General features: G+C 38.1%; 24 protein-coding genes. 1 reads left to right on the forward strand and 23 read right to left on the reverse strand.

The window, feature by feature from the left end; genetic code table 11:
- Positions 1–96: 96 nt before the first annotated feature.
- The 11 genes from rpsM to mnmA all read right to left on the reverse strand — a co-directional run bounded on the left by rpsM (position 97) and on the right by mnmA (position 9,302).
- Positions 97–483, reverse strand: a complete 387-nt coding sequence (gene rpsM / locus Q8Q95_01400; protein ID MDP3764255.1) for a 30S ribosomal protein S13 — start codon at positions 481–483, stop codon at positions 97–99.
- 91 nt (positions 484–574) lie between these two features.
- On the reverse strand, positions 575–691 hold the full coding sequence (gene rpmJ, locus Q8Q95_01405) for a 50S ribosomal protein L36 (protein ID MDP3764256.1): 117 nt from the start codon (positions 689–691) through the stop codon (positions 575–577).
- Between the two features lie 70 nt (positions 692–761).
- Positions 762–977 (reverse strand): translation initiation factor IF-1, encoded by a 216-nt coding sequence (gene infA / locus Q8Q95_01410; GenBank protein ID MDP3764257.1) that lies wholly within the window; start codon positions 975–977, stop codon positions 762–764.
- Positions 978–1,086: 109 nt separating this feature from the next.
- On the reverse strand, positions 1,087–1,524 hold the full coding sequence (locus Q8Q95_01415) for a type II toxin-antitoxin system PemK/MazF family toxin (GenBank protein MDP3764258.1): 438 nt from the start codon (positions 1,522–1,524) through the stop codon (positions 1,087–1,089).
- Positions 1,525–1,982: 458 nt separating this feature from the next.
- Positions 1,983–3,710, reverse strand: a complete 1,728-nt coding sequence (locus tag Q8Q95_01420) for a hypothetical protein (protein ID MDP3764259.1) — start codon at positions 3,708–3,710, stop codon at positions 1,983–1,985.
- 141 nt (positions 3,711–3,851) lie between these two features.
- The gene (locus Q8Q95_01425; GenBank protein MDP3764260.1) at positions 3,852–5,570 is read right to left on the reverse strand and encodes an alanine--tRNA ligase; all 1,719 of its coding nucleotides are present in this window, start codon (positions 5,568–5,570) and stop codon (positions 3,852–3,854) included.
- A gap of 127 nt (positions 5,571–5,697) precedes the next feature.
- Positions 5,698–6,270 (reverse strand): hypothetical protein, encoded by a 573-nt coding sequence (locus tag Q8Q95_01430; GenBank protein ID MDP3764261.1) that lies wholly within the window; start codon positions 6,268–6,270, stop codon positions 5,698–5,700.
- A 311-nt stretch (positions 6,271–6,581) separates the two neighbouring features.
- Positions 6,582–7,061: a hypothetical protein gene (locus Q8Q95_01435; protein ID MDP3764262.1), complete on the reverse strand. Its 480-nt coding sequence runs from the start codon at positions 7,059–7,061 to the stop codon at positions 6,582–6,584.
- A gap of 104 nt (positions 7,062–7,165) precedes the next feature.
- Complete coding sequence (locus Q8Q95_01440; protein ID MDP3764263.1) at positions 7,166–7,531, reverse strand: integrase core domain-containing protein; 366 nt, start codon at positions 7,529–7,531, stop codon at positions 7,166–7,168.
- Positions 7,491–8,057 carry a helix-turn-helix domain-containing protein gene (locus Q8Q95_01445; protein ID MDP3764264.1) on the reverse strand — a complete coding sequence of 189 codons (567 nt, stop codon included), beginning with the start codon at positions 8,055–8,057 and terminating at the stop codon, positions 7,491–7,493. Before Q8Q95_01445 ends, Q8Q95_01440 begins: the two co-directional genes overlap by 41 nt.
- A 57-nt stretch (positions 8,058–8,114) precedes the next feature.
- The gene (gene mnmA, locus Q8Q95_01450) at positions 8,115–9,302 is read right to left on the reverse strand and encodes a tRNA 2-thiouridine(34) synthase MnmA (GenBank protein ID MDP3764265.1); all 1,188 of its coding nucleotides are present in this window, start codon (positions 9,300–9,302) and stop codon (positions 8,115–8,117) included.
- Positions 9,303–9,359: 57 nt separating this feature from the next.
- Between mnmA and Q8Q95_01455 the strand changes: the two genes are divergently transcribed.
- On the forward strand, positions 9,360–9,809 hold the full coding sequence (locus Q8Q95_01455) for a DUF192 domain-containing protein (GenBank protein ID MDP3764266.1): 450 nt from the start codon (positions 9,360–9,362) through the stop codon (positions 9,807–9,809).
- Positions 9,810–9,871: 62 nt separating this feature from the next.
- On the opposite strand, the gene Q8Q95_01460 is transcribed toward Q8Q95_01455, so the two are convergent.
- The 12 genes from Q8Q95_01460 to Q8Q95_01515 form a co-directional block, all read right to left on the reverse strand.
- Positions 9,872–11,593 carry a type IV secretion system DNA-binding domain-containing protein gene (locus tag Q8Q95_01460; GenBank protein MDP3764267.1) on the reverse strand — a complete coding sequence of 574 codons (1,722 nt, stop codon included), beginning with the start codon at positions 11,591–11,593 and terminating at the stop codon, positions 9,872–9,874.
- Between the two features lie 36 nt (positions 11,594–11,629).
- Complete coding sequence (locus Q8Q95_01465) at positions 11,630–12,946, reverse strand: hypothetical protein (GenBank protein MDP3764268.1); 1,317 nt, start codon at positions 12,944–12,946, stop codon at positions 11,630–11,632.
- Positions 12,947–13,130: 184 nt separating this feature from the next.
- Positions 13,131–15,005, reverse strand: coding sequence for a hypothetical protein (locus tag Q8Q95_01470; protein MDP3764269.1), 1,875 nt, complete (start codon positions 15,003–15,005; stop codon positions 13,131–13,133).
- Positions 15,006–15,215: 210 nt separating this feature from the next.
- Positions 15,216–15,518: a hypothetical protein gene (locus Q8Q95_01475; GenBank protein ID MDP3764270.1), complete on the reverse strand. Its 303-nt coding sequence runs from the start codon at positions 15,516–15,518 to the stop codon at positions 15,216–15,218.
- A 100-nt stretch (positions 15,519–15,618) separates the two neighbouring features.
- On the reverse strand, positions 15,619–16,650 hold the full coding sequence (locus Q8Q95_01480) for a sigma factor-like helix-turn-helix DNA-binding protein (GenBank protein MDP3764271.1): 1,032 nt from the start codon (positions 16,648–16,650) through the stop codon (positions 15,619–15,621).
- A 128-nt stretch (positions 16,651–16,778) separates the two neighbouring features.
- Complete coding sequence (gene secF, locus Q8Q95_01485) at positions 16,779–17,666, reverse strand: protein translocase subunit SecF (GenBank protein MDP3764272.1); 888 nt, start codon at positions 17,664–17,666, stop codon at positions 16,779–16,781.
- 133 nt (positions 17,667–17,799) lie between these two features.
- Positions 17,800–19,128 (reverse strand): protein translocase subunit SecD, encoded by a 1,329-nt coding sequence (gene secD / locus Q8Q95_01490; protein ID MDP3764273.1) that lies wholly within the window; start codon positions 19,126–19,128, stop codon positions 17,800–17,802.
- A gap of 149 nt (positions 19,129–19,277) precedes the next feature.
- A complete protein-coding gene (locus Q8Q95_01495; GenBank protein MDP3764274.1) occupies positions 19,278–19,826 on the reverse strand; it encodes a hypothetical protein in 549 nt (182 codons plus the stop codon).
- Positions 19,827–19,895: 69 nt separating this feature from the next.
- On the reverse strand, positions 19,896–21,323 hold the full coding sequence (gene gatA / locus Q8Q95_01500; protein MDP3764275.1) for an Asp-tRNA(Asn)/Glu-tRNA(Gln) amidotransferase subunit GatA: 1,428 nt from the start codon (positions 21,321–21,323) through the stop codon (positions 19,896–19,898).
- A 17-nt stretch (positions 21,324–21,340) separates the two neighbouring features.
- Positions 21,341–21,637, reverse strand: a complete 297-nt coding sequence (gene gatC, locus Q8Q95_01505) for an Asp-tRNA(Asn)/Glu-tRNA(Gln) amidotransferase subunit GatC (protein ID MDP3764276.1) — start codon at positions 21,635–21,637, stop codon at positions 21,341–21,343.
- A gap of 425 nt (positions 21,638–22,062) precedes the next feature.
- The gene (locus Q8Q95_01510; protein MDP3764277.1) at positions 22,063–22,362 is read right to left on the reverse strand and encodes a helix-turn-helix transcriptional regulator; all 300 of its coding nucleotides are present in this window, start codon (positions 22,360–22,362) and stop codon (positions 22,063–22,065) included.
- Complete coding sequence (locus tag Q8Q95_01515; GenBank protein ID MDP3764278.1) at positions 22,355–22,717, reverse strand: type II toxin-antitoxin system RelE/ParE family toxin; 363 nt, start codon at positions 22,715–22,717, stop codon at positions 22,355–22,357. The genes Q8Q95_01510 and Q8Q95_01515 overlap by 8 nt, the downstream gene beginning before the upstream one ends.
- Positions 22,718–22,720 lie beyond the last annotated feature (3 nt).

Raw genomic sequence — 22,720 nt, forward strand, 5'->3', positions numbered from 1 at the left:
GGCAAGCCATCTTTTTTACTGAAGGAATCCAATAGCCTTTTGTGGCGAAGGATGTCCTTCCGTAGCTTTAGCGAAGGAGGACTACATTAATTAATTTTATGTCTTCTGCGCTGTTGGTTTTCTGCCCGAACCCATCGTCTTTCTGGTGTTGCCTCTTCGTGTTCTGTTATTAGTTTTTGTCTGTTGACCACGAACCGGCAAACCGCGCATATGCCTAATACCTTGATACGAACCAATTTCTTTCTTTCTTTTTATGTTCTGTGTTATTTCCCTTTTTAGTTCTCCTTCTATCTTAAAATTCTTTTCAATATACTCTTTAATTTTATTGGCTTCATCCGAAGTTAAATCCTTAGCTCTTTTATCTGGATCAATTTTTGTGGATTTTAAAATACCCTTAGCCAAAGTTAAGCCCACGCCAAAAATATAAGTTAAGGCGACTTCAACTCTTTTATTATCTGGAATATTTATGCCGGCGATTCTCATTACTTTTCTCTAATATGGCGAATTGACGCGAATATGGCTAATAATAAGAATTCATTCGTATATTAGCTTTGATTAGCTATATTGGCGAAAACTATGCGCCTTGGCGCTGTTTATGTTTAGGATTCGAACAAATAACGTAAATGCGCCCCTTACGTCGAACGGTCTTACACTTATTACAAATTTTTTTAACTGATGGTTGAACTTTCACAAATAGCTTTTAGCTTTTAGCTTTTAGCTTCCTAGGTTTACCCTAAAAAGCTAGTCAGCTAAGAAGCTAACTACCTCCCCCTATAAACAATCCTGCCTCTTTTAGGGTCGTATGGAGAAAATTCCATAGCAACTTTATCTCCCGGAAGAATGCGAATAAAATTTAGCCTCATCTTACCTGAAAGATGGGCTAGTACCTCCATGCCATCGTCTAATTTAACCTTAAACATGGCGCTGGGAAGAGCCTCTAATACGACTCCTTCCTTTCGGATAGCATCCTTTTTCATTATTTAGTAACTGCCAGAGTATAACAAATAGAATTATACCCGTCAAATGGCTTAAAATCAAGTAAATATAGCTACAAATATAGCTACATTGACACCTGAAATGAGTCTGCTATATAATTGAACTATTGCCGTTAGGCACTCGAGGACCCTTAATCGGGTCCGTTTTCGTTAAGGCCATAACCGAATCTTTAAGAGAAATAAACTGTTTATCGCTTATCTTACCTAAACGGCGAATCAATCTCTTGCTACTCCAAAGGCGTAATTGCGATAATATTGCCGATCTTTCCAATCCATGCAAAATGAAAAAGTAATGAAATTTATCCTCTTTTTTCTTAGAAGTTAGAGGCAAACCCCAAAACATTTCTTTATTAAACTTGCGCAAAACAAGAATTGGTCTTTCAAAAAATTCGTTCTTGCCATCTTCTTCTACACCAATATTCGCGCCCAAAGAACACCACCAAATTTCTTGCTCACGGAAAAGAGGCGGTTTATTATGTTCCTCTATATTTGATTTTAATGCATGCCACTTTTGAAAATCCTTTTTCATGCTTATATATATTTTACCAGCCCAACCACAATTAAAAAACCGCCCCGACTTTCCTTGGAAAGATTTTAATTTCAAGGATACTTATAATAAAAGCCCCTGACTTTCGTCGGGGACATATACCAAGGTTTAACCTTGATAGACTATTTCAAGAGATGATTTTGGATTCATATAAATTTATTTTTAGATTTATATTTTAAGTACATTAAATCTATAAGTGAAGATACTATATAACTGATAACTACTGAGATAATGGAGAAAAAAATAAATCCAGAAAAATAGAAATATTTTTGAGATATACCATATTCTGGCGCATATTCAAGGACTATAAAACTTTTAAAATATATTAAAATTTCAAGGATCACAAATACAATTATAAATGATAAAATTTTTATTTTTGTTAATTTGAAAAAATTCATCTTAATACTCTACTCCTTGAGATATTGGACTTACAAAGCTTTCTAAAGCCCTATGATGCTTACATTTACTCTATCTGGGTTGGATGGAATTGAGCGTACCCAGAACGGCCAAAGGTTAACTTCTATACGATCAGCCTTGTAATCGGCAATGTCTATATCCTTTTTTTTCTTATTTAAAACGCTTTTCTTGAAAGTTTCCATATTAAATTCGTCCATTACGTCGTATTTGACGTTTAGAGTTGCTGAAACAGTTCCTTTTTGGTAATCAACTAAGGGTTGCTTCAAAAAAGAAACATCTTTAGAACTAGTTAAAAGAGTTTTGCTTTCATCTATATCGTTAGAAATTCTTTTATTTATATAGGCATCTAAATCATCATTTTTAAAAACTATGGCTCTAGCCACCATTTTTACCGTAGCTGTAAATTTTTCGCTGGCCACGCCAACCTCCGGCGAAACAGAACTTGAAGCTAACTCTTCGTTATAAGCTTCGGGCCAAAATTTGAAACCTTGTGGTAAGTTTTGTTTAAACAAATCAAACTCGGGTTTTATTTTTTCTTTCAAACTATCGTAGGCATTGGTAGCGTCATCGTTGGAAACAATTTTGGCTCCTTGGGCACCGCCGCCTGTCATGGCTTCTTTAGAAACAGCATAAATTTTATTTCCTTTGGCAGTACCTTTAAATGCGGGCATCGTAAACTTAGAGGGGGCAATATTATAAGAATCCCCGCCTTCGGCCGCAATAACATTGGTTGTAATCTCTCCGGGAACTATTTTCCCACTCTTTGTTGTGTACCCTGGCACATTAACACTGGCTGTTGTCCAGAATATTTTGCCTGCCCCGACTCCTGTGGAGGGGCTGCTTTCGGATTGAAATCTAGAAGGCACAAATTTTTGCACCTGCGTTGAATAAGTATTATATATAGTTATCTTCCCCTTGGCTTTATCAGAAGAACTTTGCGTACCCGAAGCCACAAATTCACTGCTTGCCATTTTTTCGCTCGTTAAAAGTTCGCCCGGTATTAAACCTTTTTCCAAGTTTATTTTAGAATCTTTACCGGAAACAAAAACATCGACACTGCCATTTTTAGCTTCGCGTGTTGGGTAAATTAAAATATCGGCTTTAGGCAACACCCTGCTAAAAACAGCAAAAGAAACAGCCAGAGCCACAACTACCACCAAACCAACAAAAGCGCTGGGGCTTAAAAACTTTTTACGATTTATTTTTCTTAATTCGTTAAAAACACCCGCTTTAGAACGTTCCTCTCTGTATGATTTTAAAAAACTAGCGCCGTTTTCACCTTTATTTTTCTTTAAATAAAAATCTTCGGCTTTTTTATCGCTTGATTTACTAATATGTGAAGACCTCGGCATGGCCTTGGTTTTAGCAGTTAAAACAGCTTGCTGTTTTTTTTGAGAAGATATCCCTATGGGTATTCCTCTTTTTCTTGGAATAATATCGCTTATTCTGCCTGTAGTAGCAATTGCTGGCGAAGCCATAACGCCAGATTCATCATCACCATTCAAACCAGCTACGGCCAGCCCCGCCCGTTCGGCAAAAATCTTACCCATTAGATCGCTTGTGATCACAGTCAAGTCTTTGCCGTATTCTTCGGCAATATCTTTTATAAGATGGGCATCTACTATATTTTGTAAGATTCTAGCGCCTGTGGGAATTACTAGATCTATGGTATCGGCTTCGGCAGACTGTATTTTTTCCATGGCCGATTGGATATCTTCGTGGAGTTCTATATATATATTTTCTTTTGACATATTTGCCTATGAACGTTAGTGACTAGCTGAAAAAAATGCCCTCCAAAGTTTGAGCGTTTAGCCTTCGTAGCCGAAGTTACTTCGGCGGAGTAGGCAAGGAGGGTTACAATATTATTTATTATATACTATATTTGATAAAATCTATTCCACAGTAGCTCTGATTCTACGAATACCTGCACTTGAACTCTCTTCTTTAACTATACGAAACTTTCCTATCTCACCAGTACTAGAAACATGTGGACCGCCACATAGTTCGCGAGAAAAATCGGCTATTGAATAAACCTTAACTTGATCGGGATAATTTCCCTGATAGAAAAACAAAGCTCCAGATTTTTTAGCTTCTGCCAGTGGCATAGTTTTTATCTTAACTGGATAATTTGCGGCAATGGCTTCGTTAACCAAATTTTCTACTTTTTTAATTTCTTCGTCTGTTAACTTACGATTAAAAACAAAATCAAAGCGAGTTCTTTCTATGGTTATGTCCGACCCACGTTGAGAAACTTCGTCGCCCAAAACTTTATGCAAAGCGGCGTTTAGCAAATGCGTGGCCGTGTGCAAACGAGTTTTTATTTTCATCTCTTCGGCGTTGGCCGCGGTTAAGTCGCCTTCTGTGATTCCATGACCGCCAAATTTCTTCTCCGCCCCCGCCCGCGAAATTTCTTGGTGTTTTTTAAACTTTTCTTCAAAATCTTTTTCGTCTATACTCCTGCCAGATTTTATTGAAAGATCTTTGGTCAAATCAAAAGGAAATCCGTATGTAGTGTGTAATATAAATGGATCTACACCTTTCTCAAATTGTTTTAGACCCGAATATAAAGTTTCTCTAAATTTGTCTTCTTCTTTCTTAATTTCCTCTAAAATAAGGATTTTTTTTGTTTTCAGTTCCTGATAAAAGTTTCCATAACTCTCAATAACTGTTTCGGCTATAGGTATCTGAGATTTATCCGGATGAGTTATCCTGCGAATTAAACGCCTTAAAATATAACCTCTATCTGTATTAGATGGCACGACATCATCGCTGATCATAAACACAGAAGCTCTAATGTGGTCGGCTATTATTCTTTTCGATCTCTGATCCTTCTCGGGTGTATTTTCCTCTATTTTTTTAAAAATAAACTCAAACAAATCCGTCTCAAAAATATTTTGTTTCTCTTGAACTGCAACAGCTAACCTTTCTAAACCCATACCAGTGTCAACTCCCTTGATAGCCAAAGGTTCTAGAGTCTTATCGGCCTTACAGTAGTATTCGTTAAACACTATATTCCAAACCTCTACTGCCGCTTGACCTGAGCTTGTCGAAGGTTTAACGTATATTTCTGTAGTAGGTCCACACGGACCTTCCGCGCCGGTTGGACCCCAAAAATTATCTTTTCTACCAAACTTTTCTATTTTAGTAATTCCTAAAGATCTCCAAATTTCTTCGGATTCCGTATCGGCAGGAACAATTAGACCAAAGCCCTCTTGCCCTGAGTCCATCGAAGGGTCAAAAACACTAACGTAATCAATCGCAAGATCCATTTCTTTGGTTATAAATTCGTAAGCGTATTTAATAGCATCGGACTTAAAATAACCGCCAAAACTAAAATTCCCTAACATTTCAAAAAATGTTAGGTGGGTTTCATCGCCAACTTCATCTATATCAGAAGTGCGAAAAGATTTTTGAACAGAAACAGTATTTTTAGAACCAAAATCTTTTACTGGGTCTTTTTGACCTATAAAGTAAGGCTTAAACTGCTGCATACCTGCGGTTGTTAAAAGAACCGAAGGATCGGTTGGCACAAGCGAACTAGACGGCACCACCTTATGCCCCCTTTCTTCAAAGAATTTTAAAAACCTTTGCCGAATCTCTTGAGAATCCATTGTGGCTTTATTGTAACGGAAAAAGGCTAATAAAATCAAAGTTGCTCAATCGCCCTACCATCTAATATTTCGTATATTTAACTTCTTTAATAAAATCCACTTAGCACGAGTCATGCGATAGCAGTTCTCATGCTAAATCAAAAATCTTGAGCAAGTGTAATTCATTATCTAAATCCGTAGCCGTAATAATTCTAACGTAGGAACGAATACTAAAATATTCAATCAAGAAATTGATTTCATCTTGGCAAGGATAAGGCTGTATCAAAACACTTTTTTGATATTCATAAAAACCTAATCTTTTTAGAGTTTCTCTTAAAGCTTCGCGGGCAGGTTTATGTTTTTCTGGTATATCAAATAAAACTATTCGCCATTTTTTATCCCAGACTTTAGGTTTTTTGATTCCCATATTGTCTATATTAAAGGTAATGGCTTTATCCTTGCCTTTGTCTGTTAAAATCATAGTTAAAGAACCGTCGGGGTTTTCATGTTCGCGGATAAGTTTGGATTTATACAAGCTGGCTATAGCTCTTTCTAAAGACTGTTTGTTAATTTTTTTCCATTCTTCAGCCGTGCTTTCTAATACTCGAAAATATTGTTTAGAGGTTCTGGCAAAGCTAAGACCTATTCCAGTAAATAAAAGTAATAATGCTTTTTGTTGGTTGGGACCTAAGCGTTGAATTTTCTTTTTCAAATTAATCATTCTTCTGCATTATTTTATTAGTTAGTTATTATATTATAATTATGGTAATTATAGCACGAGAACTGCGATCGCAGTTCTCGTGCTAAGTTGAGGGGAAAAAAAGAAACAAAAAACAGAACAGATCCGATCTAGATTAAATTACTTATCTTATCAGCTAGCAAAAAGCAAAATAAAGCAAAATAAAAAAGGAGACTGCAGTTTTTGCAGTCTCCCTTTTGCTCGGGCGAAGGTTGAACCTTCGGGTTTAAAATCAGAGATAAAGCAATAAAAAAAGCGCGGAACCCTTTTGTAGGCTCCGCGCGATAAGTCTCTTACTTTTCCTTTTCTTTAGAATCTTCTTCGGAAGCCGGGACTGAAAGCTCAAACTTGAAAAGATCAGAAAAATAAAAAATAGCTACTGTTATAGCCGTCCAAAAACAAACATTGTAAGGATTTGCCTCATATCTAAACATATAAAAGCCCCCACAAATAATCGGCGTTACTATCGTAAGTGTATAAAAAATACAGATCAAAAACCATGATCGATTCTTCATATCCAAAACATCTATATTTTTCTTTTCCATATGGCGAGTAGCAAGAACAAGTAAAGGTACAAATGGTGTTACAATAATACTGGCAAAAAACATTGGAATTTTTTCCAAGTCAAATGATCTTGTTTTGCTTGATGTAGTTACTTTAACAGAAAAAATAAATTCGATTACATAAGAAGAATGGAAAGTGCAAACTATACATCCGACCACATAAAGAAGAAATATTACCAAGCACAACCACTCCCATACTTCTGAATACATTATGAGTCCTCCTTTTTGGGTAAAGGGTAAAGGATTTTAAATGAACCAATGGTATATTATACCAATGCTGTTATTTTGTCAAATTACTTGTAATGTCTCATATCTTATGCATAGGTTTTAGTTAGTATTTGAGCCATCTTTTGAGCAGGGGTTAAACCCTGTAAACCTAGATGTGGACGATGGTTGATAAACTTGTCAGTGTAGGTTTTTAAGGAGCTATTCAAGGTGGTTAGAGACTGATTTAAGGATACTTTTCTCCAGAGTTCTTCGTCAATGGTTCTAATGAATCTCTCTACTATGGAATTGTCTCTAGGTTTTCTGATTCTTGAATAACGATGCAGAATCTTTAACTTGTTTAATTCTTGAACAAACTCTTTCTGAAACTCGGGACCATTATCTGTTTGAATCATCCCTACTTTAAAAGGTAATCTAGTTAAAGCTGATCGTAAAGCTCGGCTGGCTGATGCCATAGAAAGTTTTTCTGTAACAATACAGACTGGATATATATCTGGTAGCCACATCCACGAAAACATACTGGTATCTTCTAGATTGATTTTTAACCATTAGATGCTTGGTATCTAACAAAACTAGCTTGCCGTCCTCTTGGGGTCTAAAGATGGGAGGTAGTTGTCTGTGTCTCCTTTGGTATCTATGTTTTGATTTAATCAGCTGGTTTCTTTTAAGGACGCGGTAGGTTGTTATGTTGGTAATGCTGATACCTTGAGCCTTCAGGTAAAGAACTATCTTTTGATGACACCAACCCTCGGTTTTTCTTAAATGAATAATCTTTTCTTCTAACTCCAGAGAGGTCTGCTTGGGATGGGCACTTAAAGGCATCGGTCGAAAACTTTGAAGAGTGGGATACATACCCAACCAGCGGCTGATGGTAGATTGGTTGAAACCAAAGTATCTACTGATTCTCGACTGCGACCAACCTAACTCTTTAAGTTGCCAAACTTGGCGTCTGACTGCGATAATGTTTTTGTGAATGTGCATATATGGTGAGTGTATCATTTGACTACTCACCTATGCATTTTGAATGAAACATTACAATTACTCTATAACTCCTCCGCCTAGCAGTTCTTCACCCTGATAAAATACTACCGATTGGCCAGAGGCGACAGCGCGGACTGGTTTTTCAAAAACCACCTTCCACCGAGCTGAGCTCGGTCCGCTTTCAAGCTTTGATAACATTGCCGAAATTGGTTCTTGTCTGTAACGAATAGATGCCTGAATTTTAACCAACTTCTCTGATTCCTCTTTTGTACACCGAGCATACGATCGTATGCTCGGTGTATCATTATTTATAAAACTAACATTAGTAGCAATTAACTCTTTTGATTCTAAAGCCGACATATCTGTAATAGGCGAAACGATTAAAGTATTAGTTTCGTAATCTTTTTTAGCAACGTAATACGGCCCAGTACCTCCTATGCCGATTCCTTTTCGTTGGCCAATGGTGTAAAAATATAAACCGGCATGTGTGCCAATTTTTTGCCCAGAAGTTGTAACAATATCGCCAATTTCTTTTTTAACGTACGGCTTTATAAATTCTTTAATATCCACCGGCCCCATAAAACAAATTCCCTGTGAATCCTTTTTATTTGCCGTAGATAAACCCGCACCTTTCGCAAGTTTTCTAACTTCCGCTTTAGAGTCTATTTCGCCTATGGGGAATAAGCACTTAGCCAGTTGTTTTTGCTTGAGAGTCCAAAGGAAATAGGACTGATCTTTGTCTAAATAGCGAGCACGCAATAGCTTATAGCTTTTAGCTTTTAGCTTATTAGAATTTGAAAATTGGAAATTAAAAATTGGAAATTCCCGCGCCACGCGAGCATAGTGGCCCGTGGCAATATAATCAGCTCCAAGAGAAATAGCTTTTTCAAAAAATAAACCAAATTTAATTTCTTTATTACACATTACATCTGGGTTTGGAGTTCGCCCAACTGCATATTCGCGAAGCATATAATCTACCACCAAAGCTTTATATTCTTTTGTAAAATCCCAAGTTTCAAAGGGTATATTTAATTTTAAACAAACCCGCATAGCATCAGCACGATCTTCCTGCCACAAGCAAGGCCAAGCTGGATCGCTCCAGTTTTTCATAAATACACCGATTACATTATAGCCTTCATTTTTCAATAACAAAGCAGCAACAGAGCTATCAACTCCGCCACTCATGCCTACATAAACCTTTCGACTCCGCTCAGGGCAAGTTTTTTGACCAACCGTATTTGACATAAACTAATAAATATCATTTTTTGTCTACTTTGTCATCATTGGGTTACAATTAACCATATGAAAAAGTTTTTTTTGATTCTAATTCCCTTGGTTTTAATCTGCTTGAGTGTTACTTGGTTTGTTTTAAAAGAAAAATCAAACTATCAAACAGATTTTAAAATTCTTCGGCTGGGCGATGCCGAATTAAAAGTTGAACTAGCCCAAAGCCAAGGCGCGCGAGCTCAAGGCTTAGGCGGTAGAAAATCTCTACCGCAAGGCCAAGGTATGCTTTTTATTTTTGATAAACCCGATGTTTATCCTTTCTGGATGCGCGATATGAATTTCCCTATAGATATTATTTGGCTAGATTCCGATTTTAGAGTTGTAGACCTAGCCGAAGACGTTAAACCAGAAACTTATCCGAATTATTTTGTGCCAACTAAAAAAGCGCTCTATGTTTTAGAAACTAGCGCCGGTTGGAGCAAAAAAAATAATATTAAAACAGGTTCCAAAGCTATTTTGAGGTAATACAAATATGCCAATAAACCATGTTATCCTTAAAAAACCAAAGTTTGATTATAACTTCAATGTTAACTGGGTTTTATATCCGAAAGCAGCGAACGTAAACCTTCTATATCGGCTGGAGGTTCTTTGGTTTTATTTTTCTTTTTAAACGGACGTGCTTGATTGCCCGCGTGGTTAATCACTCCACCCCTTTGTAAAGCGTCTTGCAAACTGGTTGGCTTAAATTGTTCCGAGATAACTTGCTGCTTAACTTCGTTTAATTTATATAAATGATTCTTGCAATATATGGGGCGCACACCATCGGGTTTAAATGGCACCCAAACTTTTTCGCCCCCTTCCCAACAAATGGCCTCGAATAAATCTTTATCACTTTTTGGTTTAGCTGAAGATGCCGCGGGCGAAGCTTTGGGAGAACTCTGAAAAGCCCTATCGTCGTAATCATCTTCCATCCTAGAATCTTTTTTATTAGACGTCATTAACTCTCTAACGCCCGCCCAATCCGCTATTTCATTTTCTACTTTTTCGCGCGGCGTGCCATAAGTTTCCCTAGAGTGCTTAATAATTTCGTCACGACTACTTACAACTGGTTTGGGATAGGGCGCCAATGTTGTAGCCGAAAAAGCCCGAGAGGCTACGCCATCTATCATAAGTTTTAAATAAATATTGTACTTAGCCAAATTAACAATGTCAGTGGCCACAAATTCTGGCATAAACTCTTTTTCTAAAAACTCGGCATCTTCCGCGCCTATTCTAAAAGAAACCAGTGTGCCCACGTTGCCAAATATAGCGTCGCGCACCGCCGTGCTCTTGGAGCCAGCTACGTTCTGCACCAATTGAGCAATGTATTGATTGGCCAAAATAAGAGCTAAGCGGTACTTGCGGGCTTCGGAAAGAATATTGCCAAAAGATTCAGTAGCAAAATTTTGAAACTCGTCCACATATAAATAAAAATCTCGGCGGTCTTCTTCGGGAATATCTACCCGGCTCATAGCGGCCAGTTGCAATTTAGTAACCAATAACCCGCCTAAAAGTTTGGAATTATCTTCGCCAATTTTACCTTTAGAAAGATTCATTATTAAAATCTTGCCTTCGTCCATTACTTTACGCATATCTATAGCGCTATTGACCTGTCCCACAATATTGCGAATAACCGCGGCCGAAAGAAACTGTCCCACTTTATTTTGAATAGCCGGCGTGGCTTCGGCGGCAAAGCGATCAGTGTATTTAGCAAATTCATCTACCCAAAAAGATTTAACCATAGGGTCCTTAATTTGATCCACCACTTGCTTTCTGTAATCTTTATTGGACAGCATGCGCATAATGCCTAAAACCGTAGCGCCGGGGTAATCTAATAAAGCTAAAATTGTATTATTTAAAATATATTCCATTCTAGCCGACCAAACATCGGGCCAGATTTTTTTAAATACACCCATCAAACCCGAAGCCACCAAATGTTTTTTCTCGGCCTCCACGTTTTCTATAGCGTTAAAAGCGATGGGCATATCTAAATCGGAAGGGTCAAAGTAAATTACGTCTTTGATGCGTTCCGGTGGAATAAATTCCAAAATTTTATCGGCCGAATCGCCGTGAGGGTCTATAAAGCCTAAGCCCTTGCCGTGAATAATATCGGAAATAATCATATTTTCCAGCATAGTGGTTTTACCCATACCGGTTTTACCGATTATATAGGTGTGCCTTCTGCGATCATCCAGTTTAATGCCAAACCGCCGCTTTTCATTGCGGAAATTTGTCTCTGCGAACAAAGTTATCTCATTATTATCATTCATATTGATATAGGTCTTATAAGACCTATTAGACTTATCTTAATAGGAAGGAAGCCCTGCTGGCGGTTCGCCTTTTTTGGCCTGAACCCTAGGCAAACTGGGCGCCATAACCACTCGGCCCGGAAAGTGAAATACCGTTGCTAATTCTTCTATATTCATAACAGACATAACTTTAGGACGTCCTCTAATTCTATATTGATACAATAACCATTTCTTTTTCTGCGCTTCTTTCATTTTTTTGAAAGGAAATCTGCCGGCAGTTAAAGTGGCATTATTTCTTTTGATAGCATTCAAATTTTGCGTACTAAATTGGTTAAAACCCGAAGATATATGAAAAAAATTTGGGATGTAAAAAGCATCCTTAGTAGCTATATATACAACTCTTATAACTGTTTCAAAAGCTACTTTAGCAATTTTTCGCTCAATAGCTTCTATAATTTCTTTTTCGCCAGAGGTAAGAAACTGCATTAAAGAATGAGGTTTATCGCTTTTAGGCGTGCCCCATTCAAAAGGTTCAAATTCTGGAGTTTTAAACGGAGCCTGCACCGCGCCTTTAGCATAGTCGGATAATTCTTTTTTTAATAACGCCAACATATATGAACCCTGCGGCACTTCTTTTTTAGGACGGCCCACCAATTTTAAAACTGTTTCCATAGCCAGATTTTTCCAAGTGTCATCTGTTGGCCTTATGGCGATTTGGATCCAGCCCTGTTCACCTTTTTTCAACCGAGTTAATGTTTCCGTTATACCAGCTAAAGGGTCAACCAACGCAATATTAGAACCGCCTTCTTTGCTCGTTTCTGTTTTTAATTCAAAATCTTTGTAGGTGCGTATGGGATAGCCGTCCTCACGGCCCAATCTAAATTCAGAGCCAAAAAGATTATGCGTTTCGTTGGGAATTATCATGGGCACATTGGCTGTATAATCTTCGGCATCAAAAATTTCGGCCTGGGGATATTGAGCATAAATAGCCGCTTCTACTAAATTTCTAAATTGATTTAAGGTGCGAATATAAAAATGCAGTTCGCCTTCGAAAGAAGTTATTTCTAAACTAAACCATTCTTGGACGCGGCCCTCCACATAACGCTTCCACCAACTACCTTTAAAAAGAGTGCTTTGAATAATTGCCAAAACCTGCTCCATGGCTAGCGGGCTTTTTTCCACATCTGGCGGCAAGCGGAACTCCAGCATCTCCCATTTAAACTTTTTCATAGTACGAATGCGGATATAATACAACCACGCGTCCCATAAAAATGGCGCCAAAAGAATAGGCAAGAAAACCCAGCCCCATAGCCAAATATGGTGCCAGACTATTCCCAAAACATCGAACATTAAACTAAACGGATTTTGGATCATCTTATTATATATTTTATCATTTTACCCCGTGTAATCCAAAATAAGTTATGCAGTATAAAATAGAGTGATATTATCCAGAAAATTAAGCGGAATGAACAAGTACGTAAGAAAGGATTTTACGGGACTTTGTAATCTTAATAAAACAAAAAGAGCGAAGCGGTTTTACGCTTCGCTCTAACACGAACTACTTCTTTTCCAAAACCTTGACCATGACCGAGCCAAAACCTTCCGGCAAAACCCAATCTAGTTTTTTCTCCAGACTAGTCGTATCGTTGTAGATAGTGAGTTCTTCCAGAACAGGCAATAACATCGTCGACACCAACCCCGTTGAGTCTGACTTGGTTGAGTCTATTTTAGCCGCCTCAGAAATAGCGGTCAACAAACTATCAACCGATACTTCTGTTGGCAAAGGCTGGCTAAAAGCAAGGATGACTTTCAAAATGGCTTTGGGTTCAGGACCATTCATGAAGTCAAAAACATCTTGCAGGTTTCCAAACTCAACCGAACTGGGAGTGTCGTCATAATCAGCATCTTTGCCCAAAGAATACAGTGAGCCCACGGTCAAACTGTAGATGCCGGCCGCAAATGTATCCGGCACAGCTACTATCACATTGAAATCAGCATCCTTACTTCCTCCGACCCTTAAGCTAAATTTGACCGACAGGTCGCTACCGGCCGTGACCACACTATCTGCTTCAAGCGCGATCGGCATAGCAAACAAAGCATCGTCCACTACATCCACGCTCATTTGGATACTACGGAACTCCAAATTGGCGTATCCGTTGGCCACGGAGTTCAAATAGACGCTAAAGACAAAATCGAACAGTGCCTCACCCAACACGTCTATCACCCCAGAATTGGGAAAAGCATAGATTCTCTCGCGCTCAACCTTTAAATCGGAATTAGTGAAGCTCGCCTCTGTTCGGACTTTCAGGCTCTTGCCGGTGGAATTATCCAACCGGTTGGCCAATGGCGACAAGAGCGTAACTCCTGTCATTATAGCCTGATTGAATAAGCCAAAACCGGACAGTTGCGTTCGAGCCATTCGGTGATTCATGCTAAAGGCTTTTTCACCAAAAATGGAAGCGCTGAAGACCAGCGGAATCATATCGGGCTCTTGGCCAATCACACCTCCGACTCCGGGCATGCGATCATAAAGAATTGTTCCTAGAACTTTGTTGCCCAGAGTGGCAAATTTGAAAGGCGAGTTGAGATTACTTATCTCGCCCAGAACCTCGGCGCCGATTATCGGGATCGAAGTCTGACCATTGCCTAAAAAAGGATGGCCGAAACCGAGAATATTGTTACCCTCAACATAGGTTGCCGTTCCCACGGCTCCGATATTTACTTCATCGCCCGTAAATAAGGCAGCAGCCAAGGAACTGCCGGGTTTAAATTCTTGTTCGATTTTGCCGCCAACTCCAGCAGAACCGGATGCCGCGAGCAAATTGAGATGACTCTCGTCGCCCAATTTGTCGGCATACTTTCGCATAGCCGCATCAAGCAGACGGTTGTTCACACCCGACATCAATAGGGGCAAAGCCAATGGTCTAACAATGTTTCCATTCCAAACCACCGGCTTACTGGATCTGATTTCCGGGTCGATGATGCCTTTTTGCATCCACTCAATTGGGGTTGCAAAAAAATAGTAAGGTGAGCTGTTCTCCGAATCAAAGCCCATGGACAAAGCACCAATCACGCCGTCTTTTGTAAAAACTGGTGAACCCGACTGGCCACGAACCGCAGGACGCGAGGATTTGAACATGACCACTGGCATCGGTGGGACAAAATCGTCCACCACCGAAACCAATGCAACTTCAAAGTCTTCCATCTCGCCAAAAACAGAAGTTCGCACATACATCTTTGTTCCTGCGGGCATAGCCCGAACTGAATCCAATGGCACAATCTTGGTGAGATCCCAAGAAGAAGTATCCATATTGTTCGTTTCTACAACCACACCCTCATCTTCTGCGTTCGAGGACAACACTGTTTTGCTTTTGCTATCACAGGCCAAAAGGCCAAGAGTGATAGCGAAAAGCCAAGTCAAATGATGAAACATAAAAACCTCCGCGGATTAAGGTAAAAAAATCAAAGAACACGAATATGCATTAAAGCAAATATTTGACTAGATGTCAAATAAGTTTGTTTTTATCAGACTTTCTTAAAATAACAGGAAGGGCGGTCCTTCCGATAAATTTCCTAGGTTTTTAGCAAATAAAAATCGTCCCCGTTTTATTGGGGACGAAATCATAAAGGTAGACTTTTTGAGTCATCTCTCGGCGGTGCAGTCAGGGTCGTGAAGTGGAATACTTACATCATCTTTTATTATTTCTTCTAGATCCTCAATCCAAACCAATCTAGGGAAGACAACAGACATTTTAGTACCACTACAAGTTGCCTTTGTTGACTCCAAAAGAGATCTACATTTCTTGGCCATTTCTTGCCTAAGAGACAAAAAATGTTCATTCTCGTGAGAAACAGCTATAGGAACTGATAAACAATCTTTTTCAACTAATTTAAAATCTCCGAATTTATTTTCGGATCTAACATTATACATCAAATACCAAGCCATGACCGACCTTCCTTTTTTAGAGTTAAAGAACAAATCCGATAGACTATAATCTACAACATTTCGACTAATAAAATCAAATCCCTAGTGGCTAGTCCCTATTTTAGACTAAATGATATTTGTTATCGTCTTTCTTTTTAAAGCCGTTTAAATTTAGAATAATTGTGCTTGGTTTTACCATTCTTTTATCTAGAACGGATTTAACCACATCTTCCCGAGTCATTGGGCCTTTAGCTGTGAGCACGCTTTTAATTACATCCTTAACTGTGCCAGCTTCAAAACCCCAATCTTTTAAAGCATATAAACCTCGGCCCACCAAAACGAACCGGCCGTCTTTTATAAGTTCGTTGTGAACTGTTTGAGGTAAAGCTATGCGTTTAGAAAAACTAGCTTTATTAATTTCGCTGGCAACTTCGGTAAAGTGCATCGGCTTTTGCACGCGCTTCATTACCAAATAAGCTTTGTCGCGCACACCCCGAGGCGAAACTTCGGCCCAAGAAATCATGCCCCATTCGCCAAAAGAATTTTTAGAAATATTTTTAGCCGAAGTTAAATAGGCCAAAACCATATCTTTGTTTAAAATAGCATTATGTTTCTTAGCCCAATTAATCATTTCTTCAAAACCCACCACTTTCTTTTCTTTCTTTAACTGGCTAGTTAAATGTGCCACCAAAGCTTCTTGATTTTTTACATGAGAATTGTCTAAAGCCCAGCGAGGCCAAAAATTTTCGTCTTCTTTGGTTCGCACAAAACTACCCGCCAAGTTTAAGAAAAACATAGTGGCGCCTTCGTATTTATTGGTGGCTTCTGGTTTTGTTTCAAAGTGAGTAGAAGCAAAACTGGCCTTTAAATCGTTTTCATCCATAACACCGCCATTAGCTTTAATAAAATCGTTTAAAACTATAATCACTGGTTTTATAGTAGGTTCGTTGGAAGCGCTTTTAATATGCTTTAAAGCATCGGCTTCTATTTGGCGAACCCTTTCGCGGGTAATGCCATAGCGCTGGCCTATGGCCTCTAAAGTTTCGTAATCATCTTTACCAATGCCAAATCGGGACAAAATTATGTCCTTGGAGCGATCCGACAAGTTATCCACTAATCGGCTAACAATTTTTTTGATATCAAACTTGACCATTTTGGTAAACCCAGTAAAGCACCTCTAGAAACTAGATGCAACCGAGCTAATATTAACTTTTAAGCTTTTATATACTATCATTACCCAAAACATATGTCAACTACCCATAGTACCCAAGCAAAACTAGGCTATTTATGCTTGGAGCCCGCCCAAAGACTTAATATGGGACTTGCCAAAAATATAGAGGAATAAGTTCCAAAAAAAACCCCTATAAGCAAGACAAGTGATAGATTTTTAGTGCTGGCCCCACCTAAAAAGTAACTGGCCAAAAGCACTAAAAACACCGTGAAAGAAGTATTTATAGAACGGGCTAAAGTTTGGTTAACGCTGTTATTTATAGTTGTAGAAAAGTTTTCGGCAGGATTTTTTCTTAAGTTTTCTCTGATTCTATCAAAAACCACAATGGTATCGTGAACCGAAAAACCTAAAATAGTTAAAATGGCCGTAACAAAATAAGCATCAACTTCTATACCGTAAAAATGCCCCAGAACAGCAAAGAGGCCCATAGGAATCGTAACATCATGCACCAGCGCAACAATGGCTATAACGCCATACTTCCAAGAAGAAACTGGTTTTGATACTTTTCTAAAAGCCCAAGCAATATAGGCCACTATCAAGACTAAAACGTAAGCGAGCGCCTTAACAGATTTTTTTTGAAGTTCTTTACCTATAACCGGTCCAATGGAATCAAATTTTTTCTCTTCTATGGGAAAAGCATCATTAAGATCCCGCTTCATAGCCTCGTGCGTATTTTCATTGACCGATCTAAATTTTAAAATTAAGCCCTTATCGCCGGTAGGCTGTAAAACAGAACTTTCTAATTTATAAAAAGATAAAGACTTTAAAACATCTTCATTGGCAGGGCGTGTATCTTTAAATTCAATTTCCCACTGTGAACCGCCCGTAAAATCAATACCAAATTTTAAACCCCAAAACAGCACAGGCAAAATACTAACGACAACCAATATTGCCGAAATGGTTAAATATATTTTTCTGTTGGGAATTACAGCGAGCATAATTTATAAATTTCTAATATCTAATTTCTAATCAAATTCTAATGCCTAATAACTAAAGTATAAATTTTGGCATTAGACCTTTGGTAATTAGTCATTGATTAGGAATTAGTAATTAGATGTTAGTCATTTTTTATTATTGTTTCCACAAAAACTTTACCCTCTCTAATCTTGTGCCTTCAAAAACTCTTAAAAATGTTCTGGTTAAAGTAATAGCAGAAAACATTGAAATTAAAATACCAATAATAAGCGTTAAGGCAAAACCCCTAACCAAACTGGAACCAAAAGTATAAAGCACACCAGCCGTAATTAAACTAGAAACATTAGAATCGCGAATAGATGTCCAGGCTCTGGCAAAACCCTCTTTGACAGCAAGTCCAAAGGCCTTGCCGCTTCTTAATTCTTCTTTCATCCTTTCAAAGATTAAAACATTAGCATCCACCGCCATACCAATAGAAAGAATAAAACCCGTAATGCCTGCCAAAGTTAGGGTAACTGGAATCAATTTAAATATAGCCAGAGAAATTATGGTATAAATTATTAAAGCCAAAACCGCCATAATACCAGCCAAGCGATACCATATAATCATAAACAGCACCACTAAAACAAAACCTATAATACCTGCCACCAAACTCTTTTCCAAAGAAGCCTGGCCCAGCGTGGCGCCTACGCTTTGCTGTGAAATTAATTCTATAGGCACAGGCAAAGCGCCAGAATTTAAACGCTCCACCAAAGTTTTAGCTTCATCTATAGAAAAATTACCAGTTATTTGAGCGCTACCGTCTAAAATTTCCTGCTGAACCACTGGAGCCGATATGGGCAAACCATCTAAATAGATAGCTAACTGCTTACCCACGTTCTTTTTGGTTATTTCGGCAAAAAGTTGCTTGCCAATATCGTCAAATTCTAATAAAACTTCTGGACGAGTTGTTTGAGAATCAAAAGCCAAGCTAGCTTTTTTAATATAACGGCCACTTAAACCGGAAGAAACAAAGTAAGGATCGGCTTGGGACAAATCTGGCTCTTTACCGCCTAGCAAATCAAGAGCTTTTTTTACTTCTTCTTCGCTACGCTGTTCTTTAAATTCTAAAAATGGAGTTTGGCCAATCAGTTTTATGGCTTGATTGATATCTTTTACGCCCGCGAGTTCCACAATCAGCCTCCAATTTTCGCCCGAATGATTTACAGTTATGGCAGGCTCCGAAACTCCAAAAAAATTAACTCGGCGTTCCACCACATCTTTTAAGCCATTCATATAAGAATCTTTCTCGCTTTCTTCTACTTGAGAAAGATCAGCCTGATAAACCAAATGCGTGCCCCCCAAAAGATCTAAACCCAAACGAAATGGTTTTAGAAAAAAGTTTGGATAAAAACTATCAGTATCATTATTACCTGCTGGATAAATAAAAAGACCAGCTATAATAGCTAAAACTAATATAAGAGGTATAACAATTCTCGGAGACATTGAATTTATTTATTTAACATCATGTATAACAGCTAAAAAATATTTTGGCAAGTCAAAACAACCAAACTAACAATGTTAACGCAATCAACGATCGTTTATTATATTAACATTGTGTTGGGTATTGATTTATTTCAGGTATAACTAAAAAATTATAAAATCTTCAATTGTTTCAAGGCCTTTTCGTAAGTATCGTAAACATCGCGGGCTTGGTTGTAAGAAAGCCTGTAAGTGGCATCGTGCACCAGAGAATTTCTAACTTTGTGCACGCGCCAAACATCGTTAATATTGGGCAAATGTTCGGGTAAAACTTTTTGCAATCTTTCACCCATACTTTCTCCTTGATAGCCGAGCAAAGTTAAAACATGGTCAAAAAAATTATCAGCTTCTATAACCGCCAGCTTCCACTGGGCATCGTCCTGCATATTTAACCTCATACCCAGCTGTTGCCAATAATCTTTTAATTCTTTTAAAGGCAAGGCCGTGGCTTCGTCTGGTTTTTTCTTCTTATTAAAATAATAAGAATAATACATTGCCCTTTCGGCAAAAAAACCGGACTTAACTTTAAACCAAATACCGATGGAGATAAAAGACAATGTTACTAATAAAAATAGAATCTTAAAAACCGCTATGGAAGTTGAAACCTCCGGCTTTTTAAATAGTGTTGTTAAAAAATCTACAAAGTTATACCAAAAATCCATTAACTAGCTTTTAGCTTCTAGCTTTTAGCTTGTTAGGAATCAAACCTAAAAAGCTAATGTCCTAAAAAGCTAATGTCCTAATTCATAATACTCGCCTACTTTGAATAATAAATTCTCGCCAAACCATGGGCCTAATATTTGTAAGCCCACTGGTAGATTATTAATTTTACCGCAATTTAGAGAAAGCCCACAGACCCCAGCCAAGTTGGCCGTAACCGTAAAAATATCGGCGGCATACATTTCCAATGGATCAGCAGTTTTTTCTCCTATTTTAAATGCTGTGGTAGGCGAGGTCGGAGTCATAATTACATCTACATCTTCAAAAACATTTATAAAATCTTGTTTGATTAAAGTGCGAACCTTTTGAGCTTGCGAATAATAGGCATCGTAGTAACCAGAGGATAACGTATAAGTTCCTACCATAATGCGACGCTGTGTTTCGGCACCCAAAAACTGCCCTCTTGTTTTAAAATAAGTATCTATTAAATCTTTAGCTTCAGCACGCATGCCGTAACGCATACCATCGTAACGAGCCAAATTAGCCGAACATTCGGCTGGTTGAATAATATAATAGGCCGGTAAAGAATATTCTGTATTGGGCAAACTAATTTCTTTTATGGTGGCACCTTGCGATTCAAACCATTTAACCGCTTTCATAACTATATCTTTGACCTCATGATTTAAACCCTTGGCTTCAAAATATTCTTTGGGAATTCCAATTCTTAAATCGGCAATATTAATTTCGTTTATTCTATCTTGCGGGCGTGTATTATTTGGCACAGTGGTTGAATCCAAAGGATCGTGTCCAGAAATTGTTTCGTAAATTAAAGCCACATCTTTTACGGTTTTGGCCATTGGACCGATTTGATCTAACGATGACCCGAGTGCGACAGCACCAAAACGTGAAACTGTGCCGTAAGTTGGTTTTAAACCAACTACACCACAAAAACTGGCGGGCTGGCGTATTGAGCCACCTGTATCTGTGCCGAGTGACCCTAAGCATAAATCTGCCGCTACAGCTACAGCCGAACCACCAGAAGAACCTCCAGCTACAAACAAAGTATCGTTAGGGTTTTTAGTTACACCATAAGCCGAATTTTCTGTGGAAGAACCCATGGCAAATTCGTCTAAATTCGTTTTGCCTAAGATTATGGCGTTTTCGCGGTTTAATCTCTCTATAACAGTAGCGTTATAAGAAGCTTTATAATTTTCTAAAATTTTAGAACCAGCCGTGCAGATTTCATTTTTGACTAAGATATTGTCTTTGACCGCGATTGGAATTCCCGTTAAATAACTAGCCTCACCGTTTTTGATTCTAACATCGGCTTCTTTAGCACTAGCCAAAGCCTTTTCGGCATGAACCGAAAGAAAAGCATTTAGTTCTTTATTTTTAGAATCAATTTCTTTTAAATAGTGCGAAGTTAATTCTACCGCAGATATTTTGCCGTTTGTTAAAAGTTCGTGAGCTTTTTCGATTGTTAAGTCTCTTAGATTCATTAGATATTAGATATTTGTCATTTTCCTTTTAAAACTTCGGGCACTACGACATATCCATCTCTGTGTTCGGGAGCTTCTTGTACCAATTTATTATCTGATTGAGCTAAAAGGTGTCTATCTTCGTCTTTTTTAAAAATACTTTCTAAACCAGTTATCTGCCTTATGGGTCCTACACCTTTAGTATCGGCTTTTGAAAGCTGGCCAACAAAATCCAAAATAGCCGACATCTCGGCTTGGTATTTTTCTATTTGATCTTCGGTAACCTCTATCCGCGCCAACTGCGCAATTTTTTTAACTTCTTTTTTGGAGATCATGCTGTTTATGATAACAGGTTTGAAAAACAGCCGAAACTTGACTTGATTAAATAAGTAAGTAATAGTATTTATAAGCCCGAGTAAGCACACTTAGATTGGATGGGCCTACACCCCAAAAAGGAGGAAGCGAGATGCCAAAATGCAAGAAGTGCAACGACACTGGCTCAATAGAAACCGGTAATAACGATCTACCCTGCGATTGCTCCGCCGGTGCGACAGCCCTCTTCAACACAGCAGGGGTTAAAGGGTCTGTGACTGGACAAGAAGTCCGGCGACATTTTCTAAATGGTTCGCCAGAACCCATCACTACCAGTGGGAATCCAATTCCGGCTTCAAGTTTGCCGGGAAGACAGAAACAATAAACTGTCACATTGTCTACGACAATCCCCAGCGGCCAATGCGCCGCTGGGGATTTTTTAAAAAAATTATTTAATCAAAATCTGTAACTTCTTATTGAAAGTCTCGGCCACTTTATCTAACATTTCTATAGTAAAGTTTTGGCTTCCGCTTTCCATTCTGGCAATATTGCTTTGAGTAGTACCGATTCTTTTGGCAAATTGTTCTTGAGAAATACGGTTCTTTCTGCGTAATTGTAAAATCTGGTAAGCAATTTCAAGTTGTTTACCATAAGAATGGTAATGTTTCTTTATTTCCTTATTCTTTAATTGCCTCTTTAGATAAACATTAAAATCAGTAGCTTTTGATATCTTGTCTTTTTTATTCATATAGATTGGGATTGCTTATAACATCCTTATAATTTTCAACCGCCCTTTTTATTTCCGATAAAGGCGCTTTATTTGTTTTCTTTAAAAAAGCGTGTAATAAAATAATTTTCTTTCCCACAAAAGTAAAATAGAAGATTCTGTGTCTGTTTCTGGCAAAATCAACCCTTAATTCTCTTATTTTGCCGGTGACGTGTTTAGAGTAAGGTTCGTCTAAATATCCTTCGTGCTCTCTTAAAAATTCAATGTATTTAAAAACCTTGGCTTTATTCTTAATATCTAATTTAGAAATATACTCTAAAACAGGTTCTCTGCCGTTCAAACTATCTCGATAAAATTTAACCTTATATTCGGACATAGA

The organism is bacterium, assembly GCA_030697795.1.
GTDB lineage: Bacteria > Patescibacteriota > Minisyncoccia > JACQLN01 > JACQLN01 > JACQLN01.

Coding starts and splice junctions, on each gene's coding strand:
- Q8Q95_01430 (MDP3764261.1), bottom strand. CDS start 6,270: ATGATTAATTTGAAAAAGAAAATTCAACGCTTAGGTCCCAACCAACAA.
- infA (MDP3764257.1), bottom strand. CDS start 977: ATGAAAAAGGATGCTATCCGAAAGGAAGGAGTCGTATTAGAGGCTCTT.
- Q8Q95_01455 (MDP3764266.1), top strand. CDS start 9,360: ATGAAAAAGTTTTTTTTGATTCTAATTCCCTTGGTTTTAATCTGCTTG.
- Q8Q95_01440 (MDP3764263.1), bottom strand. CDS start 7,531: ATGGCATCAGCCAGCCGAGCTTTACGATCAGCTTTAACTAGATTACCT.
- Q8Q95_01415 (MDP3764258.1), bottom strand. CDS start 1,524: ATGAAAAAGGATTTTCAAAAGTGGCATGCATTAAAATCAAATATAGAG.
- Q8Q95_01425 (MDP3764260.1), bottom strand. CDS start 5,570: ATGGATTCTCAAGAGATTCGGCAAAGGTTTTTAAAATTCTTTGAAGAA.
- Q8Q95_01420 (MDP3764259.1), bottom strand. CDS start 3,710: ATGTCAAAAGAAAATATATATATAGAACTCCACGAAGATATCCAATCG.
- secD (MDP3764273.1), bottom strand. CDS start 19,128: ATGTCTCCGAGAATTGTTATACCTCTTATATTAGTTTTAGCTATTATA.
- Q8Q95_01510 (MDP3764277.1), bottom strand. CDS start 22,362: ATGAATAAAAAAGACAAGATATCAAAAGCTACTGATTTTAATGTTTAT.
- Q8Q95_01515 (MDP3764278.1), bottom strand. CDS start 22,717: ATGTCCGAATATAAGGTTAAATTTTATCGAGATAGTTTGAACGGCAGA.
- Q8Q95_01465 (MDP3764268.1), bottom strand. CDS start 12,946: ATGATCCAAAATCCGTTTAGTTTAATGTTCGATGTTTTGGGAATAGTC.
- rpsM (MDP3764255.1), bottom strand. CDS start 483: ATGAGAATCGCCGGCATAAATATTCCAGATAATAAAAGAGTTGAAGTC.
- Q8Q95_01435 (MDP3764262.1), bottom strand. CDS start 7,061: ATGTATTCAGAAGTATGGGAGTGGTTGTGCTTGGTAATATTTCTTCTT.
- secF (MDP3764272.1), bottom strand. CDS start 17,666: ATGCTCGCTGTAATTCCCAACAGAAAAATATATTTAACCATTTCGGCA.
- mnmA (MDP3764265.1), bottom strand. CDS start 9,302: ATGTCAAATACGGTTGGTCAAAAAACTTGCCCTGAGCGGAGTCGAAAG.
- gatC (MDP3764276.1), bottom strand. CDS start 21,637: ATGATCTCCAAAAAAGAAGTTAAAAAAATTGCGCAGTTGGCGCGGATA.
- Q8Q95_01460 (MDP3764267.1), bottom strand. CDS start 11,593: ATGAATGATAATAATGAGATAACTTTGTTCGCAGAGACAAATTTCCGC.
- Q8Q95_01445 (MDP3764264.1), bottom strand. CDS start 8,057: ATGCACATTCACAAAAACATTATCGCAGTCAGACGCCAAGTTTGGCAA.
- Q8Q95_01495 (MDP3764274.1), bottom strand. CDS start 19,826: ATGGATTTTTGGTATAACTTTGTAGATTTTTTAACAACACTATTTAAA.
- Q8Q95_01480 (MDP3764271.1), bottom strand. CDS start 16,650: ATGGTCAAGTTTGATATCAAAAAAATTGTTAGCCGATTAGTGGATAAC.
- gatA (MDP3764275.1), bottom strand. CDS start 21,323: ATGAATCTAAGAGACTTAACAATCGAAAAAGCTCACGAACTTTTAACA.
- Q8Q95_01475 (MDP3764270.1), bottom strand. CDS start 15,518: ATGGCTTGGTATTTGATGTATAATGTTAGATCCGAAAATAAATTCGGA.
- Q8Q95_01470 (MDP3764269.1), bottom strand. CDS start 15,005: ATGTTTCATCATTTGACTTGGCTTTTCGCTATCACTCTTGGCCTTTTG.